This is a genomic window from Sulfurovum sp. (assembly GCA_020525365.1).
Classification (GTDB): domain Bacteria; phylum Campylobacterota; class Campylobacteria; order Campylobacterales; family Sulfurovaceae; genus Sulfurovum.
In genome coordinates this window covers 610,666-631,779 of record JAIZOF010000001.1, presented here as the reverse complement: position 1 = coordinate 631,779, position 21,114 = coordinate 610,666, and the positions used below count along the sequence as shown (strand labels likewise).

The window sequence follows — 21,114 nt, the reverse complement described above, 5'->3', positions numbered from 1 at the left end:
AAAGTCCTTTAAAGTCAAGGCTCTAAAGCCTTTTTGTAAAAAATTACCCCGACTATATTGACAGAAATGACCCTTCCTTCAGATTTTAATATCTCAAACCTCTTCTGGCTCTCTTCGTCAAATAATACACATATATCTTCTTCTGTTAAAGGGCGCATTGAAAGGGTCTGAAGTATCTCCTCTTGTGTATAGGTAGAGGGGTTGACTTCTGCTTTTTTTCGAGAAACAATATGAATTGGTAGTGATGCATCAAAAAGGTGACTAATGGACAATAGTTCCTTATAGCTAACTGACTTAACATCAAATGCTGGAGGACGATCTACAGTACCAATATCAATGCGTGCAGGGCGTAATTTCATCAGATAGTTATTTAATTGCTCTATCTCTGCTTTGGAATCATTCAAATCTTTCACTACAAGTATCTCTATAATCATCGATCCATGATACTTGTCTTTAAATGTTAACATTCCCAACTTGATATGCTCAACATCGATACCGCTATGAGAGCGATCAAGCTTCTTAAGACACTTTTGTGTTGCACAATCGAGTGATAGTTTTACTTCATCAAATTTTAGTAATGCCTCTTGCACTTTAGAACTATTGATGGTTGAAGCATTGGAAAGAATAAGCGTTTTTGTATTACCTTTAATCTTATTGATTGCGTCAATGAGCTCAGAAATATTTGGATAGAGCGTTGGTTCTCCATTGGCAGTGACAGTTAAAACATCAATGTCTTCATGCCCTTCAAGTCCTTTCTTGATAGAAGCAATAATCTCTTCTACCGAAAGTACTTCATCTTGTTGTACCATTGTTTTGGCAGGACTAAGTTCACAATAAAGACAATCAAAATTACATTGTTTCTTTCCTGGACTTAGGTCAACACCAAGGGATTTTCCAAATCGACGGGAAGAGATGGGACCAAAGATAATATTTGGCATCTAATTTCTACCACTTATCCTCTGGCATTCTTTAATAAAATGTATTGCATTTTCTACTGGAACATCTGGGAGTATGCCATGTCCAAGGTTAAAAATATGGCGCTTGCCTCCCATGATATCCTGTATGGCTTCAACACATTCTGTAGTAGCCTCTTTTGAGTAGAGACGACAAGGTTCCATATTTCCTTGAAGCACATATTTGTCTCCAAGTTTCTCTTTTGCCATTGTCATCGGGGTTCCCCAATCAATACCCATTACATCAAAATTACCATAAACCAATCCACGTTCAATAAACGCAGTGATCCCTTTGGGGAACATGATAATAGGTACTTCAGGATGTTTTTCTTTAAGGAAATTGGCAATTTCTACCATATATTTCCAGCTAAACTCGTCATACTTGCTTGGCTCTATTGCTGCTGCCCAACTGTCAAATATCTGTACTACATCAATACCTGATTCAATCTGTTTAAGCATATAATACTTGACCACTTCTGTCACTTTAGCAAGGATACTGTGAAGCAATTTAGGATTGGAGTACATCATCTTTTTACAAACATCATAAGTCTTTGTCCCTTTCCCCTCAATCATATAGGTTGCCAGTGTCCACGGTGCACCAGTAAAGCCAATGAGTGCTTTCTCGTCACCACGCCCATCGAGTTGCTCTCTGAGTAGCCTAATAGTCTCATACACATAGAGTAGTTTGTCTGCTGCCTCTTCGCCACCGGTAAGCCTGTCAAGATCTTCTTGATCCCTAATAGGGTCTGAGAATTTTGGACCTTCTCCTTTAACAAAACTTAGATCCATTCCCATCTCATCAGGAACAACCAAGATATCTGAGAAAAGAATTGCTGCATCAACACCAATGATATCAAGAGGCTGAATGGTTACTGCTGCTGCCTTTTTTGGGTTGTGGCACAAATCAAGAAAACTGCCTGCCTCTGTACGTACTGCCATATATTCAGGCAAGTAACGCCCTGCCTGTCTCATCATCCATACTGGCGTATATGGAGTCTCTTTACCCAGACAGGCGTCTACAAATATTTTTGACATCAGTGATTGTCTCCTTTGTGCATAAAATAAAATGAAAGCGCAAGACCAAGTATTGCACTGGCAAGATAAAGCATCTCTAGCGGTTCAGTGTAGGTTGTATTCATTGCCCGCTTAAAGAAACCAACAATAAGTACCATAATAATTACTTTAGCAAGTTTATCTTTAAGCTCATCAAGAGAATGTATCTCTAGTATTTTAGATGCAGCACTTTTTTTTGCTACATCAATTTGAGAGATAAAAAGTTCATAGAGTCCAAAGCCAAAAATAAAAAGTACGATTGCTATCAAATAGAGATCAACTGCACCGATAAGTTCAGTTACAATTTTTTCATGAAAATGGCTTACATGTACAGCGTGACCAAAATAGTTTTCAAAAACCATTACTGCCACATGCCATACATCAATACTCGCTACAATAAAAAGTGATATGCCTCCAATCATACTAAAAATAACTGCAAGCAGTACAAAAAAACGTGTACTCCAAAGTATATTTTCAAAGGTGCTTTCATACCAACTTTGGCTCAATAAATCTTCCTGAAGCTGTTTCTTGTCTGCATGGGTCTTCTCTTTCATCTATATATCCTCCTGAAGCTTAATCCATTTCTGTGCAATACGCACAGCATTAGTTGCCGCACCTACGCGTACTTGATCTGCCACACCCCACATATGGAGGATATTTTCCGCAAAAATATCTTTACGGATACGACCAACATAGGTGTGGTCAGTATCGGTTGCAATAATTGGCATAGGGTATTCACTGTTTGTAAGATCATCTATAACTTTAACATTTTCAAAGTTTTCCAATACTTCTTTGGCCTCTTCCACACTCACATCTACACCTTCTTTGAAGGTAACGGTAATTGACTCAGAGTGTGAACGCAACACAGGAACACGTACACAGGTTGCCGAAACAGCAAAGTCTGTATGCATGATCTTATTAGTCTCATTAACCATCTTCATCTCCTCTTTGGTATAGCCATTTAATTGCGGAACATCTATTTGAGGGATAACATTGAGTGCAATTTGGTGTGAAAATGCCTTAATTTCAGAATCATTAAGCCTAAAGGCAAAGAAGTCCTGCATCTGCTTTACCAGCTCTTCCATGCCTGCCTTTCCTGCACCAGAAACTGCCTGATATGTACTGACATCGACCCGCTTAATGCCATAAAGATCATGTAGAGGTTTGAGTAATTGCACCATCTGGATTGTTGAGCAGTTTGGGTTGGCAATAATGCCAGTGTCTTCCCACAGTTCAATATCTTCTGGATTTACTTCAGGAACAACCAAAGGTACATCGGGATCCATACGAAAGTGTGAAGTGTTATCTATAACCACAGCTCCTGCTTCAACCGCATACTTAGCATAGTCTGCCGAAATACTCCCTCCTGCACTAAAAAAAGCAATATCAATATTGCGTCCTTCAAAAACTGTTTCAGTTAACTCTTCTATCTTGTAGGTTTTTCCCTGACACTCTACTTTAATACCAACCGAGTTAGCACTCGCCAATGGTAAAAGATTATCGATAGGGAAATTAACCTCTCCAAGTACATTAAAAAGTTCTTCACCTACAGCACCTGAAGCACCGACAACCGCTATATTATATTTTTCTTTCACTATAAAGAGTCCTATATTATTTTTTTAAAATTTGATACTTGATTACAACACTTCATCTTCGTTTGTATGCTCATTCTCAGAAAACTCTTGTGGCTTCTCTGCTTTTTGACATTTTGCTACAGAGACAACAATATCTTTTTTCTGAACAGTCACAATTTTGACACCTGATGTATTTCGTCCTGCTTTTCTAATCTGCTCCATATCAACACGAATCATCTTACCCACAGAAGTTAAACACATCAAATCTTTATCCTCTTCAACCATAACTACGCCAACCACATCACCAGTTTTAGGTGTTAGCTTCATAGAGATAACCCCCTTACCTGCACGATTTTGCTCACGATATTCACTGGCAGTTGTACGCTTTCCAAGTCCTTTTTCAGAGAGCATTAGAAGTTCATCCTCTTCACTCTTGATGGTTGTTGCACCACAAACATAATCATTACTAATCTTAAACTTAATTGCGGTAACACCACGTGCGACACGTCCAATCTCTCTGGCATCTTCAACCTTAAACCGAATACAGAGTCCTTTCTTTGTTGCTGCAAAGAGCCATTTGATTTCAGGTGTAACAATTTTAGCTGTCACAAGCTCATCATTCTCATCAAGGTTAATGGCACGCACTCCATTACTTCGAATATTGGAGTATTCACTAAGATTAGTACGTTTAACAATTCCATTCTTTGTAAAGAAGACTAACGATTTGCTCTCATTAAAGTCCGTTGTCGGAATGATTGCCATAATCTTCTCTTCAGGCTGAAGATTAATTAAGTTAACCACTGCTTTACCTTTGGCAGTTCTAGAGCCCTCAGGAATACGGTAAACCTTTAACCAATAGAGTTGTCCTTTATTGGTAACAAACATAAGTGTATCGTGCGTATTAGAGGTAAAGAAGCTCTCAATAAAGTCATCATCATAGGTTGTTACTGCCGTTTTACCTTTACCACCTCTGTGTTGCTTCTCATAGAGTTTAACTGGCACACGCTTAATGTACCCCCTATGGGTAATAGTCACAACCATTGGCTCATTTGGAATAAGATCTTCAATATCGATGTCATCATAGTCGTCTACAATTTCAGTACGTCTTGGGGTTGTAAATTTCTCTCCTATCTCTATCAATTCTTTACGAATAATAGTGTTAATCTTTGCTTCACTCTTGAGAATACTCTCAAGCTTTGCAATCTTCTTGAGTAGCTCAGAAAGTTCATTTTCAATCTTCTCAATCTCTAGACCAGTCAGGCGACGTAAACGCATCTCAAGGATTGCTTTTGCTTGGATCTCGGAAAGTTTAAATCGCTCCATAAGATTACTACGTGCATCCTCATCATCAGAAGAGCTACGGATAATTTTGATTACCTCATCAATATTGTCCACTGCAATCTTTAAGCCTTCAAGTATGTGTGCTCTGGCTCTGGCTTTCTCGAGGTCAAAAATAGTACGTCTAATAACAACTGTTTTGCGGTGATTAAGGAAGAGGTCAAAAAGCTCCATCAAATTAAAGACTTTAGGTTCTTTATTGTTAATAGCAAGCATAATAATCCCAAAAGTCACTTGCATCTGTGTACTTTTAAAAAGATTATTAAGAACAATCTCACTCATTGCATCACGTTTAAGTTCAAGTACCACACGGATACCTTCACGGTCAGACTCATCACGAATTTCACTGATACCTTCGATATGTTTATCGCGTACCAGTTGGGCAATATTTTCAATGAGCCTTGCTTTATTGACCTGAAAAGGAAGCTCATCGATAATAATAATCTCTTTGTTCCCCTTTTGCTCAATATGCGTTTTGGCTCTTACCTTGATACGTCCACGTCCTGTGGTATAGGCATCAGTAATTCCCTTGCGCCCAAAGATAATACCACCTGTTGGGAAGTCAGGTCCTTGAACAATCTTCATCATATCCTCGATTGTTGCTTTAGGGTTTTGAATACGAAGCACCAAGGCATCAATCAGTTCATCTAGACGGTGCGGAGGAATATTGGTTGCCATACCAACAGCAATACCACTCGAACCATTCAGTAACAGATTGGGTACACGAGAAGGTAGTACATCTGGTTCAACCATAGAATCATCATAGTTAGGCACAAAATCAACCGTATCCTTCTCAATGTCACCTAGTAACTCCTCGGCTATCTTTGTCATACGTGCTTCAGTATAACGCATTGCAGCAGCATTATCACCATCAATAGAACCAAAGTTTCCTTGCCCATCAATGAGTGGTGACTGCATAGAAAAGTTTTGTGCCATACGCACAAGTGCATCATAGACTGCGTTATCACCATGGGGATGATACTTACCGATCACATCCCCAACAATACGTGCTGATTTCTTGTATGGGGCACGGTGTGAAAGATTTAGGTCATTCATCGCGTATAAAATACGTCTATGGACTGGCTTGAGCCCATCACGTGCATCAGGGAGTGCGCGTCCAATAATAACGCTCATAGAATAGTCAAGATAGCTTGACCTGATACTCTCCTCAATCAATACCTCTTCAGTATTGTGACTATTTTCAAACAAATTAGCCATTTTATTTTCCTTTTTAAAAAGTCTCATGATTTTATCTAAATGTATATTAAGAAAAAGGCAAAAGGGCTTATTTTGGGTTTTAGGGCGGTTTATAGAGATTTTTTTACAAAACAGGAATTATTGATTAACATAATATTTTATATAAAATAGCTTATTTTGGGTCTTTGCTATACTTCTGTCATCATGTCATACGGTCGTTTCAGCTGCTTAGCCATTCCGTACAAGCTCACTGCTCTTCCCTCACGAACAAACTCATGGCTATCTAGAAAGACAATTATCGTTGGTACACTGAAGACCTGAAAGTGTACAGAGATTTTAGGGTTATCGTGGGCATCAAGATATATCTGCCTGACTAGTGGAAACTCTTTGTCAAATAGTTCCTTGAATTTTGGTCTAAGTGCATGACAAACACTACAGTTCTTGCCAGAAAAATAGAGAAGTACGCCACACTCTTCTTGTATTATATTTTGTAGTTCTCTAAGTATCATTTTTGATCTCTTTAAATCTATATCTGTATATCCAATACTTTTTATCTTTTATGTCCATACACGTTACCTGTATCTTTTTTCGTGGAGTATAACAAAAGTATTATATTTTTTGTTCTATTTCATAGAACTTCCATAATAATCTAATTGCTTAAAACTATATTGTATCAATTGATTAGATAGGTCTGCTATTTGTTCCCTATCACTCATTTCTCATCATCAAAAGGGTACAATACACTCAATAATCTATTTTATTGGAGAGGAGATGTAATGGGACGAGCGTTCGAATACCGTAAAGCAGCAAAAATGAAACGATGGGGCACCATGTCCCGCCTATTTCCCAAACTGGGAAAGGTCATCACCATGGCAGCCAAAGAGGGAGGGAGTCCTGATCCTGAGATGAACTCCAAGCTACGTACTGCCATCCTCAATGCTAAAGCACAGAATATGCCAAAGGATAATATTGAAGCTGCAATAAAACGTGCTTTCAATAAAGATATTGCAGATATCAAAGAAATTACCTATGATGTCAAGGCCTCGTATGGTGTACAAATGATCATTGAGTGTGCTACTGACAATAGCACCCGTACCATTGCTAACGTCAAAGCCATTCTCCGTAAAAATAGTGCTGAAGTGCTTACATCCGGATCACTCAACTATATGTTTACTAGAAAATCAGTCTTTGTTATAGATAAAATAGAGGGCATGGATATCGAAGAACTTGAACTTGAACTCATAGATTACGGTTTAGAGGAGATAGAAGAAGATGTTGAACCACAAGAGAATGGGGATGATAAACCTATTTTACGTATTTATGCCGAGTTTACCTCATTTGGTGAAATGGGCAAAGCATTTGAAGAGAGAAATATCGAACCAAAGAAGTCGGCACTAGAGTATATTGCCAATACGCCTATTGACCTTAATGATGAGCAACTTGAGGAGATAGAGGCACTCATCGAGAAGCTTGAAGAGGATGATGATGTGCAAACAGTGTATACCAATATAAGCTAATACATCATCTATGCATGGAAATGATTAATCATTTCCATGCTTCTTTACAAACTCTTCATAATCCCCTTCAAAGTCTATCACTGTACCATCCTCATTAAGCTTAATAATACGATTAGCAAAAGCATCGATAAGCTCACGGTCATGTGAAACAACAATGGCACCACCCTGATAACTATGCAATGCTTCACCAAGTGCTACAATTGCTTCAAGATCAAGATGGTTATTAGGCTCATCCATCACAAGGAAATTGGCAGAATCCATCATCATTTTACTCATCATAACACGATGCTTCTCTCCTCCTGAACAGGCATCAATCTTCTTCTTCTGCTCTTCGCCACTAAAAAGCATACGTCCTAACGTCTTACGAATATCGTCAATGTGCCACTTAGGATTAAAGCCCTGTATCCACTGTGGCAACTCCATATCACCAACAACCACATCAGTTGTATTCTGTGGAAAGTAACTTGTTGTGATAGTCTGTCCCCAGCTATAACTCCCACTATCGGACTCTAGGTTGTTCATAAGTATCTCAAGTAGTGTAGTCTTTCCTGCTCCATTAGCACCAATTAACGCAATCTTGTCACCTTTATTGACTTTAAAACTAATATTTTCAAATACCTTGATATCTTCATAGCTTTTTGAAAGCTTGATCGTTTCTAGCACCTCATTCCCAATATCACGATGTGGACGAAACATCACAGAGGGATCACGCCTAGAAGAGAGCTTTATCTCCTCTACATCAAGCTTATCGAGTTGCTTCTGTCGAGAAGTTGCCTGTTTTGCTTTAGAGGCATTGGCAGAAAATCGGGCAATAAATTTTTCAAGCTCCTCTTTCTCTTTGAGTGCTTTATTTCTGTCTACTTCAGCCTGTTTGGCTATAAGGTTAGCAGCAATATACCACTCATCATAGTTTCCAGTAAATCCACGAATGGTCTGGAAGTCAAGGTCAAGAATATGTGTAACCACACCATTAAGAAAGTGTCTATCATGCGAAATAACTACCAATGTCCCCTCATGTCGCTTAAGCTCCTCTTCAAGCCATGCAATCGTTTCCATATCGAGGTTATTAGTTGGCTCATCTAACAGGAGTACATCAGGCTTAAGGAAAAGTACCTGTGCCAATAAAATCTTGAACTTATCGCCACCAGTAAGAGAGCTCATCAAATCATTGTGCTGTTTGGCTGAGAAACCGAGCATAGCTAAGAGCTTCTCTATCTTCACATCACTCTCATAGGTAGGGTCCTCATCAGCACAAATCATCTCCAGCTCTGCTAAGCGATTATTGACCTTGTCTGATTCGAAATCACCCTCCATATAGAGTTTCTCTTTCTCTTTTTGGGCATCATAGAGCTTTTTGTTACCATATAGTACCGCATCTTTAAGTGTAAAATCCTCAAATGCATACTGATTTTGGCTAAGCATCCCTAGCTTGAGCCCAGGCTGTAATTGCACCTCACCTTCACTTGGTTCAATCTCTCCAGCAAGAATCTTCATAAAAGTAGATTTTCCTGCACCATTGGCACCAATAAGTCCATAACGCTTACCCACATCAAGAGTAAGATTTATCTTATCAAAAAGTACACGTTTTCCGTAGCGTTGTGTTAGATTGACTGTACTGAGCATCACAGTCTCCTTTGTATCATATAATTTTGTGGCATTCTATCATAATGTATTAAAAGTGATTAAAGACAATAATTGAGGAATGATAGTACACTCTAACCATACCTATTGTCACCATTACGAATCAAGTAGCTCAATAATCTTTTCTATTGGTCGTCCAATTGCTGCTTTGCCACCCTTAATGACGATGGGACGCTCTATTAACTTGGGGTACTTTGCCATCATTTCAATGAGTCTCTCCTCATCTTTTATATCTTTTAAACCTAGCTCTTTATAGATTGTCTCTTTATTTCGCATAAGTTCTTGTGCAGAGATATTTAGTATTTTTAATACCTTTTTAATCTCCTCTTTACTTGGTGGTGTATCAAGATATTGAATTACTTCCGCTTCTATGCCTTTCTCTTCAAGAAGGTTAACCGCATTTCTTGACTTGCTGCATCGAGGATTGTGCCAAATAGTGATTTTGTTCATAGATAATCCTTTTTTATCTTTTTTGGAAGCCTATCCTGTCTATATTAAAATTAAGATTATAGCTATGGTGTCTTGCGCAGGTACCTCAAAAGGTATTGCTATCCTTTAATAATATCATAGTCTGCCGAATAGCTACATCTTATGACTAAAGCTGGTAACTTTCCTTTGCCATATTTCATTTTAGTAAAGAGTATCTGAACCTTGTTGTCTAAGTCATCATAATAGAGCACACTCTGCAACTGTCCTTTGTTGTTAAGCTTAATCGTATAATTTTTTCCTTCATACTGTGTCACATAAATATGCTTTTTATAGAGTCTGGCACTTTTGAGTATCTGCATCAAGTCAAAACCCTTATCAATCTGGTAAACAGAGATTTGTTCAAGATCATGATCAACCACAAGTATCTCTTTCCCATTGGTGCACACCTCTTTTTTTGTAGGCTCCACATAAGACCACTTAAATAAATTATTCTCACTGTAGACTACACTTCCCTTGTAGTGAATAACTTTCTGTTTTGGATTCGTAATTGTCTGAACAAATGCTGCCTTAAAATGTTCAGGTAACATGATTGTGTTTGCCCACATCACTACTACACCCATAAGTGTTATCCACAGTAATTTCATTTTTTTCCTTTATTTGGAGAATATATCTTAAAAATACTTGCAAGGTGTTTAGCCTTAAGCTTGCAAATATTACGGAAAAGTAGGGGAGCAATGCGTTCATCCTCTTAACGGAGCATTAATCACTTTTTAGATAAAATTATCGCACTTTTACATAAAATTACAAGATAGGCAATGCCACAATGATCAAAAATCTACTTAAAGTGTTTGGCACACAAAATGATAGAATTGTCAAAAACTACCTCAAAAAAGTCAAACATATCAATGACCTTGAAGGTACCTATAGCCCAATGAGTGATGAAGAGCTCAAGATAGCTTTTGATACCATTAGAGAATCTGTAAATAGTGGAGAAAAAACACCAGATGAAGTACTCTACGACTCCTTTGCAATTACACGTGAAGCAAGTAAACGAACTCTTGGACTAAGACATTATGATGTCCAGATGGTTGGAGGCATGGTTCTGCATGATGGCAATATTGCTGAGATGAAAACCGGTGAAGGAAAGACTCTTGTTGCAACCCTTGCAGTCATTCTTAATGCCATGACAGGTAAAGGGGTACATGTGGTCACCGTAAATGACTACCTTGCTAAACGTGACTCCGAAGAGATGGGTGTCCTCTATAAGTTTCTTGGATATACAGTTGGGTGTGTTGTCTCCGATATTTATGATGAGACAGAACGTAAGGCACAATACGATGCCGATATTACCTATGGTACCAATAATGAGTATGGCTTTGACTACCTGCGTGATAACATGAAGGTACGTGCTGAAGAGAAAGTACAACGCAAGCACAACTATGCCATTGTAGATGAAGTTGATTCTATCCTCATTGATGAAGCAAGAACACCACTCATTATTTCTGGCCCAACACAGCGTGATCACAATCATTATGCTAAGGCAAATGAAATTGCCAAACAGATGGAAAGAGGTGAAGAACTTCCTGCTAAACCAGGCGAAGATAAGATCATGACTGGTGATTTTGTTGTTGATGAGAAAAACCGTACTATCATTATGACCGAACAAGGTCTTCAGAAGGCACAAGATCTCTTTGAAGTAGACAATCTCTATTCTCTTGAAAATGCTGCCCTCTCCCATCACCTCGATCAAGCACTCAAGGCTCACTATCTTTTTGAGAAAGATGTTGACTATGTTATGCAAGATGGTGAGATTATCATTGTTGATGAATTTACAGGACGTCTCTCTGAGGGACGTCGCTACTCTGAAGGACTGCATCAGGCACTTGAGGCAAAAGAGGGCGTCCAGATACAAGAGGAGTCACAAACACTTGCAGAGATTACCTATCAAAATTATTTCCGTCTTTATGACAAGCTTGCCGGCATGACCGGTACAGCACAAACTGAAGCAACCGAATTTAGTCAAATTTATGAACTGGAAGTTATCTCTATCCCAACCAATGTTCCAGTACGACGCATAGATAAAAATGATCTTATCTACAACTCTGAACGTGAAAAACTCAATGCCGTAGTACAAAAAATTAAAGAATATCATGACAGAGGGCAACCTGTACTTATTGGTACTGCTTCTATTGAGAAGTCTGAGATGATTCATGAGCGTCTTAAAAAAGAGGAGATTCCACATAATATTCTCAATGCCAAGAATCATTTTCAAGAGGCAGAAATTATTAAGAATGCAGGACAGAAAGGTGCAGTAACTGTTGCAACCAATATGGCTGGACGTGGAGTTGATATCAAGATTGACAATGAAGTTAGAGAATTAGATGGACTTGCCATTATTGGTACAGAGCGTCACGAATCACGCCGTATCGATAATCAATTACGAGGACGTTCGGGTCGTCAAGGTGACCCAGGAGAAAGCCAGTTTTTCCTTAGCCTTGATGATAATCTTCTACGTATCTTTGGTGGAGAAAAAATACGCAATATTATGAACCGTCTTGGCGTTAAAGAGGGAGAATATATTGACTCCAAGATTGTTACACGTTCAGTTGAAAAAGCACAAAAAAAGGTAGAGAACCAACACTATGAGTCACGCAAGCATATCCTTGAGTATGATGATGTTGCCAACCATCAACGTAAGGCAATTTACGCCTTCCGTAACCAATTACTTGACCCAGAATTTAACATTGGTGCAAAAATCAAAGAAAATCGTCGAGAATATATAGAATATTTACTTGATATGTCCAATATTATTGAGGGGATGCCAAGAGAAGATTATAATCTTGACAAACTAATTGCACTCATTCGTGAAGAGTTACTCATAGAGGTAGAAGCAGAACACTTTAAGGATAAAGAGGCTGATGAGATTGCTGAAATGATTGATATAATGATGGTAGAACTCTATGAAGAGAAGATGAGCCAAATTGAACCTAGACAGCGCAAAGAGATTGAATGCATTCTCTATCTTCAAGTACTTGACCCACAGTGGAGAGATCATCTCTATGAAATGGATGTACTCAAGACTGGTATTGGACTACGTGGATACAATCAAAAAGATCCATTAACAGAATACAAACAAGATAGCTACAGGCTCTTTACCGATCTCGTACAACGTATCAAATATGAGGCTGTCAAAACCCTACACTTAGTACAATTTGATTTTAAGTCCCCTGAAGAAGAAGAGGCAGCCATTGAACAAATAAAAGAAGAGCTTGAAAGTGAAGTGGTAGATACTACATTGAGTCACCCCTTTAATGAAGAGAACAATAAATCCAAGCCAGCCATTGGTACAAAAAAACCAAAAAGAAATAATCCATGCCCTTGTGGTTCTGGTCAAAAATACAAGAACTGTTGTGGAAAGAGTGGACCCAAAAAAGGTCTGTTGGCATAATGCCAAAGTCTCTCTCTTCACCTGATAAGAATTTTGTCAGACGAATTGTCAGGCACTACCTCAAATACGACAAAGAAAATCCATTTATTTTTATTGCAGGTATTCTTGCTTTTCTTGGAATTGCAATGGGTGTCATGGTACTCATGATTGCTATGGGAATTATGAATGGTACTGAAAAAGAGTGGAAGAAGCGCCTTTTTATTATGAACTATCCACTCACTATACTTCCGCTAACAGAAGGTGTAATTGATAATAATCTCACCCAAACGCTTATCCAAACCTTTCCTCATTTAAAACTTAGTCCCTATTATACCACTCAAGTTATCACCAAAAATGCTGGAGTAGTACAGGGATCCCTACTTTATGGTATCAACTTTAATCAAGAAAGTGCTATCAATTCTGTCTTTAGGAAGGGGCAACAAGGGAGTGGAGTAGAAAAATTTAGAATTATTATAGGTGATTCTCTCTCTTATGAAATGGATGCACCAAAAGGTAGCAAAGTAACCATCTATTTCTCTGAACAGGAGGCAATTGGTTTTGGGACTATGCCATTGCAGAAACGTTTTATAGTCGATGGTATATTTGATTCTGGGCTTAAGTCTTACGACAAGGCAATTATGTATACTACACTTCAAGCCTTTGAAAAACTTCTCAAACGCAAAAAAGGAGTTTATGATGGGCTTCATATCTACACAGAAGATCCCATGAATGATATTAAGGAAATTAAGAAAATACTTCCTGATAATGTGATTATAGAGGGGTGGTGGCAGCAAAATGGAAATTTCTTCTCTGCTATGGAAATGGAAAAGCAAGCACTTTTTCTTGTGCTACTTCTTATCATTCTTGTTGCTTCATTGAATATTATCTCCTCTCTGCTTATGACAGTAATGAGCCGACGTAACGAGATTGCCCTCATGCGTACACTTGGAGCTACCCAAAAAGAGATTAGAGCAATCTTTTTCCAGCTTGGGCTCATCATAGGCAGTACTGGTATGCTTACAGGTACACTATTAGGCACACTTGGTATCTGGATATTAAAAACTTTTGATATTATCTCAATGCCTGCAGATGTTTATGGTACCAGTAGACTACCTGTCAATCTAGCAACACATGACTTTCTCTTTATTATCATTGGTACATCGATTATCATTATACTCTCATCACACTACCCTGCCAAAAAGGCCTCTCAAACAGATCCCCTGACAGTACTTCGGAATGAATAATCCCTTTTAGTATGATCTAATTTAAATAGAGAAGAAATCTCTATTTACTTTATCTTCAAAATTTTATATAGATTCTGCTTTTGATTTCTAAGTTTTACTGGTGTCATCATCATACGTTTCAATATTTCAACCGGCAAGGTAAGTATATCTTTTGCTACTGATGTAGAGACTTTTGGATGATCAAGTGTCCCAGAAATTGTCATTCCTACTGTCATACTATCATTATCTCCCATCAAAATATATCCTAGAAGCGGTACGGTGGAAACAATCTTACCAAAATCTCTAATTGTCAGTATTGCTAGTTTTACATTAATCTTTTTTGTAACAGTGTCTATTTCACCTTTGCCAAGCACTACAGCTGAACTTCCTTTTAAATATATTGAATCTAGTATAATTTTTTTAGGTGTCATCGTATATTCAACCACTCCCTCTTCAATCTTAAAGCCCTTAACAGAAAAACCAGGATTGTTAAACATAGTAAGTGCAGGTAGTGTATTAATTAAAGCCAATATATTATTGTAAACTTTAAAATCACTCAAAACACCCCCTTCAATAATAATGCGACCCTTCATCTTCGTATCTGGGTTTCCCTCTTTCTTAAGAGAGTACCGTCCATTTTTTAATCCAGTAAAATTGATAAGTGGGTGCAGCATTCTGTCTTTAACACGAAATGCATTTATGGTAAAATGCTCTTTTTCCTTAGTAAACCTTACCACATCTCCATCAATACTTCCTGTTGCCTCAATATCTCCATTTGGAAGTATCTCTATATCATAAGTATCTGTGACAAGAGAATATGATCCATAGCGAAGTTGGCTATTTTTCCCAATAATAATAAATTTTTTATGCGATAAAGGCTCCTTCTTGTTTCTTTTTTGGAATTTTTTATGCTCAGCAAGAAAAAGCTTCAGGTCAATATTAATATCTTTAAGTTGTACCCATGTTTTGGTTGCATTTGTATAAAAATATTGATTGAGGGCATCAAATGTCATCTGTTCTGTTTTGGTATTAAATATTCCATTAACTGGTATATGAGTATAGCAAGTATTAGAGCTATCATAAAAAAGGCATATCTTATCTTGAATAGTGCCATTGAACTCATATTGTTTAAAATCTTTACTGATAATTTGAAGTTTACCTCCATTTAATCCCAATATATTTTGTTGCAGAAATGGTACCAATAGGCCAATATCAGATAGTGAAATGTGTAAGGTATTTTCACTCTTTTGTATTTCTGTTTTTAGTGTAGGTAGATTAACATAGAGAGTCTTGTTGTATGAAAGGTGTAACGGTAACTTTTTCTCTTTTATCTCAATAAAAGGGTTTTTTTCTTCTCCCAAAATAAAGTCATCTACTTTTAAAGAAAGGTCTGCATATTGCTTATCAATATTAACCTTTCCACCGATCTTTCCCTTACACCATGTCTCATTGATTCCTATCTCTTCAAAAAGAAGCATACCTGATTCATAGTGAGCCTTACCTCCTTCCACATAAAGCGGAAGGTCTGTGATCTTCAGTAGTCCTTTATCTATATTGACATCCACTATTGCTTTAATTTTTTTTGTAGCTGATGAGCGCCCTAAAGGAATTTTAAGATTGACTATAATTTGGTTTTTTTCTCCTGTATGTTGTACTGGAATCTTTAGGCTATAGGCACGCAGTATCTCCTCTACTTTATTATCCATTGGTGAAACAATATGGAGATCAAGTGTTAACGATGGTGACTGTGAGCCTACAATATGTTTAATCACTACCGTAGTACCATTGAGATCCCGCCCCTGATACATTGGGTCTTCTAGATCAAAATAGAGGTTTCCTTTTCTATATGTTAATCTCAAGTTTTTGGCATATGCTGGGGAAAGTGCATCATGATAACGAATGGATACATCATTAAAAAGCACTTTTCCATTCAGTCCAACAGGATTAAATTTGATTGTACCTTTATCGATAGATATTTTTCCTTTAAGGTACTCAATCTTATAATGTTTTGCTTGTACTTTGTCAATCACCCATGACTCTATTGCTGGATCCATTTTAAACCGTTTAATAAGTGGGCTAAGCGTATCAAACTCATCTGTATTTAGGGCATAAACAATCTCTTTATCTTGCTGAATTGCTCTAAAATTTCCTTTAATACCGTAGGCATCAAATACTCCTTCAACTTTCAACTTATTTTTTTTCAAATCATAACGGAGTTTCCCCGAAATTGTCACATGATCTTTTTTTAAGTAAAGCAGTGAAATATCTGCAACAAGCTCTTTCTTTTCTCTGCTAATATTGCTCACAATCTCGTAGTCATTGCTGGTAATATAGAGTATATTATCAGCATAAAATAGTGCTAGAGAATTATTCTTAAAATGAACCTTTTCTAGTGCTACTGTATCAAAAAAAGTAAGAAGATTTTTGATCCGATCAAATGTTTTATCTGCATTATCAAGTAGAAGAGTAGACTTTTTTTTAGGGAAGGAAATCTCTGCAATCTTTAATGTTAACTTTTTATTGAGTTTGATGTATAATTTTTCAATTCTGTACTTCCCAATATCTAGCTTATCGATATTAATGCCATGGAAAAGCCAGAAAAAGAGTAATGCAATAAGGACAATGAGTGTAATGAAAAAATCGCGGATAGCAATATGGATGTTGCGAGCAGAGAGTATTGCTGTGGTTTTGATCATTTCGCTTGCCTATTATATTTCTCTACCAGTGAAATCAACGCAAACAGTCTACATCCCACAGGGTACAATTGATGGTATTATATCATATCTGACCAAAAGTGGGTATGAGCTTTCGAAGGTTGATAGCTATCTTGTAAGACTTATGGGGCAACCTCAACAAGGGTGGATATTTATAGGAAACAATAGACTTAACCGTATCGATTTCCTACATAAGCTTACCTCATCCAAAGCAATGATACATAAAGTAATTTTAATTCCTGGAGAGACACTTGATATTTTCTTTGAAAATCTTGCCAAAAAGTTTAAACTTGATAAAAATAAACTAAAACAGTACTATCAAGAATATTCTCATTATCCTGAAGCAGGTATCTATGCTGATACCTACTATGTTCCTATAAATATGAAAGAGGAGCACCTCATTCATTTTCTAGTACGGGAATCTGAAAAATATTATCAAAATCTCTCTCAAAAAATCTATGGCAATTATGACATCAAACAGTGGCAAGAGATCCTTATCATTGCCTCAATTATTCAAAAGGAGGCAGCAAATGATAAAGAGATGGCTCTAGTCTCCTCTGTTATCTATAACCGTCTTAAAAAAGGAATGCGCCTTCAGATGGATGGGACACTCAACTATGGCAAGTATTCTCATGTCAAAGTTACATCAAAACGTATCAAAGATGACAATAGCACCTTTAATACTTACAAATTTAAAGGGCTCCCTCCCTCTCCTATTGGGTCAGTCTCCCTTGCTGCCATCAAAGCAGCTATCAATCCTGTCAAAACAGATTACCTCTATTTTATGAAAAATAAAGAGAATCGGCACAATTTTAGTAAAACATTCAGGTCACATCGAAAAAATATTCAAAGAGTCAAAAGTCTAGTATATAAAAAGAAATTGTATAATATTAAGCATGAACATTAGAATAAAACCGATTTTATAAACCATCTTCTCATGCCGCTCAATAAATGAAATACTTTTATCAAAATAGGGTTGTACTTTTTCAGGGTTGTCTATCTCAAAAATTATCTCAGAGTAGTTGTGGTAACGTTTATCTGTGCTGGTCTCTATTGCACGCAACATCACACTTTCTAGCCACTCAGGAATCTTTGGATTCAATTTAGTTGGATATTTAGGTATTTTCTCAAATTTTGGTGTCTGAAATGGCTCTATTTCTCCAAATGGAAATTTTTGCGTTAATGCTTCATAAAGTGTTGCTCCAATAGCATATACTTCTGTTTGCTCTGTAATTGGTGCTTGTAAAAATCGTTCAGGTGCTAAATAACTCGGTGTACCGGCACGTGTTACATCCGAATAGGCTTCGGTAATGGAACCAAAGTCAACCATTTTAAAAACTGTTTTTTCCCTCCTCTTGGTAACAATAATATTCTCAGGCTTAATGTCTCCATGTACTAGATTTTGCCTAATTAAATACTGTGCCATCTTCAATAAAAAATGTACTAAATCAATTCCAAGATCAACAGAAAGTGGCTTCTTGGCAATCAAGTTTTTAAGTGGTACACCTTTTACATAACTCATAATATAGTATCGATGAGTACGTTTCTTGGGAATAACTGCTTTAGGAAAAAAACCTGCCTTAAGGCGTTGTGCCATCCAAACCTCTTTGACAAAATGATCAAGTATAACCTCATTATCCAGTGCCTCATGGGGAGAAAACTTAATAACATACTGTACCCCTTTGTTTTCACATAGCCAAGTACGTTCATTCTGTATTAGTGGCTTAAGCAGTCTGTAGCCATCAATAATTTCATCTTTTCTGTAATACTCCTGTATAATCAATTCTGTCTGTTTAAGTTTCAAGCGTGGATCAAGATGATTAATCTCTACAACTACTGCTGTTGCATCATCGGGTAGATTGTCCTCATATTTCTTACTTACCCTTTTTACAAGAAAAGAGGCTCCAATATATATTCCAGAAACCAATTCTTTGTGGGTTAGTTCATTATAGAGCCCATCACTGCAAAGTAGTATACGATCTTTGGGCTGTAGATTATTCTCAAAATAGTATGGCTCTACATACTCCTCAAGTCCAATGGCAGAGGTAAGTACATTCTCCATTCCCTTTTCATTCATGCTGTGATCACTAGATAACTGAGAAAACTGCCCATTACGCTCTAGATAGATACGACTATCTCCAACATTTGCTCCATAAAGCCTATCCCCTTCAATCACTACTAGTGTGAGGGTTGTTACTAACTCTTGACGCTCATACTGTTCCACTGACTCCATATAAAGCACATGGTTTATCTTCTCAATGAAGTGCTTAATGGATTTCTCCATACCCCAACTACGTGGTCTATTCTTCAGCGATTGTACTAAAAACTGTGTAGTCCGCTTTGCTGCTTCAGCACCTAAAATTGCAGACCCTACACCATCACAAACAACTGCAATGGTGATATTTTCCAGTACCTTTACCTCAGCATAGTCATCGCCGGTTAATTGGGTACCTTTGGCAAGAGAAAAGACGGAAGTTTCAATATTCTGTTTAGACATAAATTTCCTTTTCACTCTTGATTATTCCTAAAAGTCTTTAAATTTTAGATCATTCCACCAGCATTGGCGCCCCATGTAGTTCTCCATTTTGTTTTAACTAGAGATATTGCACCAATAGCAATCAGTACCAATCCAGCAAATATAAAAAAGCCAATACTGTAACTATCAAAAGTTCCTTTTGCCCAACCAAGTGTTTTGACAAGAAAGGTACCGCCAATTCCACCTGCTGCACCAATAAGTCCTGTCATAATACCAATATCTTTACCAAAACGCTGTGGTACAAGTTGGAATACTGCACCATTTGCCATACCAAGACTTGCCATAATGAAAAAAAGTACTATAATAGCTATCCAAAATGGTAATGTTATAAACCCATTCAGTGCTACTAGCACTGTTACCATACCAAAAAAGATATATAGTGCCTTGATCCCACCCATCTTGTCAGCAATACTTCCACCGACTGGTCTAAGAATTGCTCCAGCAAAGATTGTCAGTGCTCCAAAATATCCAGCAATAACTTTAACATTTGGCTCATTAAATATGTCCAACCCAAATGCCTTCATGTCCACCTGATAGGTATTCATAAGATAAACCTTCATATAGTTGGCAAATCCAACAAATCCTCCAAAACTTACTGCATAAAAGAGCATAAACCACCAACTATCACGATCTTTTAATAGCTTCCAGTAGTCTCTCATTTTCTTAACTCTTGGTCTATAGATAGATTCAGGTGCATCTTTTGCCATAAGAATATAGGCAAACAGTACGGCAAAAGAGAGCAATCCACCAACTAGAAAAACTGCTTCCCAACCCCACTTCTCTGCAATCTTTGGTGCAAATAGAAAATCAACAACTACCCCAATATTCCCTGCACCAGCAATTCCAAGAACAACTCCTTGAAGCTTTGGTGGATACCATTGTCCTGCTTGAGGCAATGCCACTGCAAATGATGCTCCTGCAAAACCAAGTCCTAGTGCTACGAAAAGAAGTTCATCATAGGTAATGGTTATTCCTCGACTATAGGCATAGAAAAGTGCCAAAATAACAATAAGCTGTGCTGAAATTGCTGTCTTTTTGGGACCAACCTTGTCAACAAAAAAACCAAGTACAATACGTAGCAATGCTCCTGAGAGAATAGGAATAGAAAGTAGTGTTGCAGTCTGTCCTGCAGTCAGTCCCCCTCCATTCATCGCCATCGACTCACTAATCTCAGTTGCCAAAGGTCCAAGCATTGTCCATACCATAAAACTAAAATCAAAGTAGAGAAATGCTGCAAAAAGGGTCTTTGTGTCTCCTTGTCCTTTGAGTGCTTTAAAGCCAGCCATTTTATTCTCCTTAAAATTATGAATAGTAGAAGTATACATCAGTCTTAACTGTATTTATTAAAATAAAATGATTATTTTTTAATCAATTATATAGTATCTATTTTAGGGATAGAGCCTACATATATAAAAATATATTTAATATCAAAATGATTATTTTTTAATCAATTTATGACTATAAATTTCTATTGCTCTTTGGTATAATAGCCTCAATTTCATCTCAGGAGTG

Annotated in this window: 16 protein-coding genes; 4 read left to right on the top strand and 12 right to left on the bottom strand. The window is 37.3% G+C overall.

The features are described 5' to 3' along the window. Window positions 1-14: 14 nt before the first annotated feature. The 6 genes from LGB01_03155 to LGB01_03130 form a co-directional block, all read right to left on the bottom strand. Window positions 15-938 carry a radical SAM protein gene (locus LGB01_03155; GenBank protein MCB4753213.1) on the bottom strand — a complete coding sequence of 308 codons (924 nt, stop codon included), beginning with the start codon at window positions 936-938 and terminating at the stop codon, window positions 15-17. Next, window positions 939-1,988, bottom strand: a complete 1,050-nt coding sequence (hemE, locus tag LGB01_03150) for a uroporphyrinogen decarboxylase (protein ID MCB4753212.1) — start codon at window positions 1,986-1,988, stop codon at window positions 939-941. Further along, complete coding sequence (locus tag LGB01_03145) at window positions 1,988-2,560, bottom strand: YqhA family protein (GenBank protein ID MCB4753211.1); 573 nt, start codon at window positions 2,558-2,560, stop codon at window positions 1,988-1,990. Before LGB01_03145 ends, hemE begins: the two co-directional genes overlap by 1 nt. Then, complete coding sequence (locus tag LGB01_03140; protein ID MCB4753210.1) at window positions 2,561-3,601, bottom strand: aspartate-semialdehyde dehydrogenase; 1,041 nt, start codon at window positions 3,599-3,601, stop codon at window positions 2,561-2,563. It lies immediately after the preceding gene. 42 nt (window positions 3,602-3,643) lie between these two features. Further along, window positions 3,644-6,136: a DNA gyrase subunit A gene (gene gyrA, locus LGB01_03135; protein ID MCB4753209.1), complete on the bottom strand. Its 2,493-nt coding sequence runs from the start codon at window positions 6,134-6,136 to the stop codon at window positions 3,644-3,646. A 167-nt stretch (window positions 6,137-6,303) separates the two neighbouring features. After that, complete coding sequence (locus LGB01_03130; protein ID MCB4753208.1) at window positions 6,304-6,624, bottom strand: thioredoxin family protein; 321 nt, start codon at window positions 6,622-6,624, stop codon at window positions 6,304-6,306. A 267-nt stretch (window positions 6,625-6,891) separates the two neighbouring features. On the opposite strand from LGB01_03130, the gene LGB01_03125 reads away from it, so the two are divergent. Further along, the gene (locus LGB01_03125) at window positions 6,892-7,632 is read left to right on the top strand and encodes a YebC/PmpR family DNA-binding transcriptional regulator (protein MCB4753207.1); all 741 of its coding nucleotides are present in this window, start codon (window positions 6,892-6,894) and stop codon (window positions 7,630-7,632) included. Between the two features lie 24 nt (window positions 7,633-7,656). Here the strand turns inward: LGB01_03125 and LGB01_03120 are convergent, their stop codons facing one another. The 3 genes from LGB01_03120 to lolA form a co-directional block, all read right to left on the bottom strand. Continuing rightward, window positions 7,657-9,255: an ATP-binding cassette domain-containing protein gene (locus LGB01_03120; protein ID MCB4753206.1), complete on the bottom strand. Its 1,599-nt coding sequence runs from the start codon at window positions 9,253-9,255 to the stop codon at window positions 7,657-7,659. Between the two features lie 114 nt (window positions 9,256-9,369). Continuing rightward, complete coding sequence (gene arsC, locus LGB01_03115) at window positions 9,370-9,723, bottom strand: arsenate reductase (glutaredoxin) (GenBank protein MCB4753205.1); 354 nt, start codon at window positions 9,721-9,723, stop codon at window positions 9,370-9,372. Window positions 9,724-9,821: 98 nt separating this feature from the next. Continuing rightward, window positions 9,822-10,346, bottom strand: a complete 525-nt coding sequence (lolA, locus tag LGB01_03110; protein ID MCB4753204.1) for a LolA-like outer membrane lipoprotein chaperone — start codon at window positions 10,344-10,346, stop codon at window positions 9,822-9,824. A gap of 179 nt (window positions 10,347-10,525) precedes the next feature. Between lolA and secA the strand changes: the two genes are divergently transcribed. After that, window positions 10,526-13,150 (top strand): preprotein translocase subunit SecA, encoded by a 2,625-nt coding sequence (gene secA / locus LGB01_03105; GenBank protein ID MCB4753203.1) that lies wholly within the window; start codon window positions 10,526-10,528, stop codon window positions 13,148-13,150. Beyond that, on the top strand, window positions 13,150-14,373 hold the full coding sequence (locus LGB01_03100) for an ABC transporter permease (GenBank protein MCB4753202.1): 1,224 nt from the start codon (window positions 13,150-13,152) through the stop codon (window positions 14,371-14,373). Before secA ends, LGB01_03100 begins: the two co-directional genes overlap by 1 nt. A 44-nt stretch (window positions 14,374-14,417) precedes the next feature. On the opposite strand, the gene LGB01_03095 is transcribed toward LGB01_03100, so the two are convergent. After that, window positions 14,418-17,048 carry an AsmA-like C-terminal domain-containing protein gene (locus LGB01_03095; protein MCB4753201.1) on the bottom strand — a complete coding sequence of 877 codons (2,631 nt, stop codon included), beginning with the start codon at window positions 17,046-17,048 and terminating at the stop codon, window positions 14,418-14,420. On the opposite strand from LGB01_03095, the gene mltG reads away from it, so the two are divergent. Further along, window positions 16,984-17,973 carry an endolytic transglycosylase MltG gene (gene mltG, locus LGB01_03090; GenBank protein MCB4753200.1) on the top strand — a complete coding sequence of 330 codons (990 nt, stop codon included), beginning with the start codon at window positions 16,984-16,986 and terminating at the stop codon, window positions 17,971-17,973. The two genes, LGB01_03095 and mltG, sit on opposite strands and share 65 nt — an antisense overlap. Here mltG and LGB01_03085 read toward each other — a convergent pair. Both LGB01_03085 and LGB01_03080 read right to left on the bottom strand, forming a co-directional pair. Then, complete coding sequence (locus LGB01_03085; protein MCB4753199.1) at window positions 17,929-19,563, bottom strand: protein phosphatase 2C domain-containing protein; 1,635 nt, start codon at window positions 19,561-19,563, stop codon at window positions 17,929-17,931. The two genes, mltG and LGB01_03085, sit on opposite strands and share 45 nt — an antisense overlap. Window positions 19,564-19,607: 44 nt before the next feature. After that, window positions 19,608-20,888, bottom strand: coding sequence for an MFS transporter (locus LGB01_03080; GenBank protein ID MCB4753198.1), 1,281 nt, complete (start codon window positions 20,886-20,888; stop codon window positions 19,608-19,610). Window positions 20,889-21,114 lie beyond the last annotated feature (226 nt).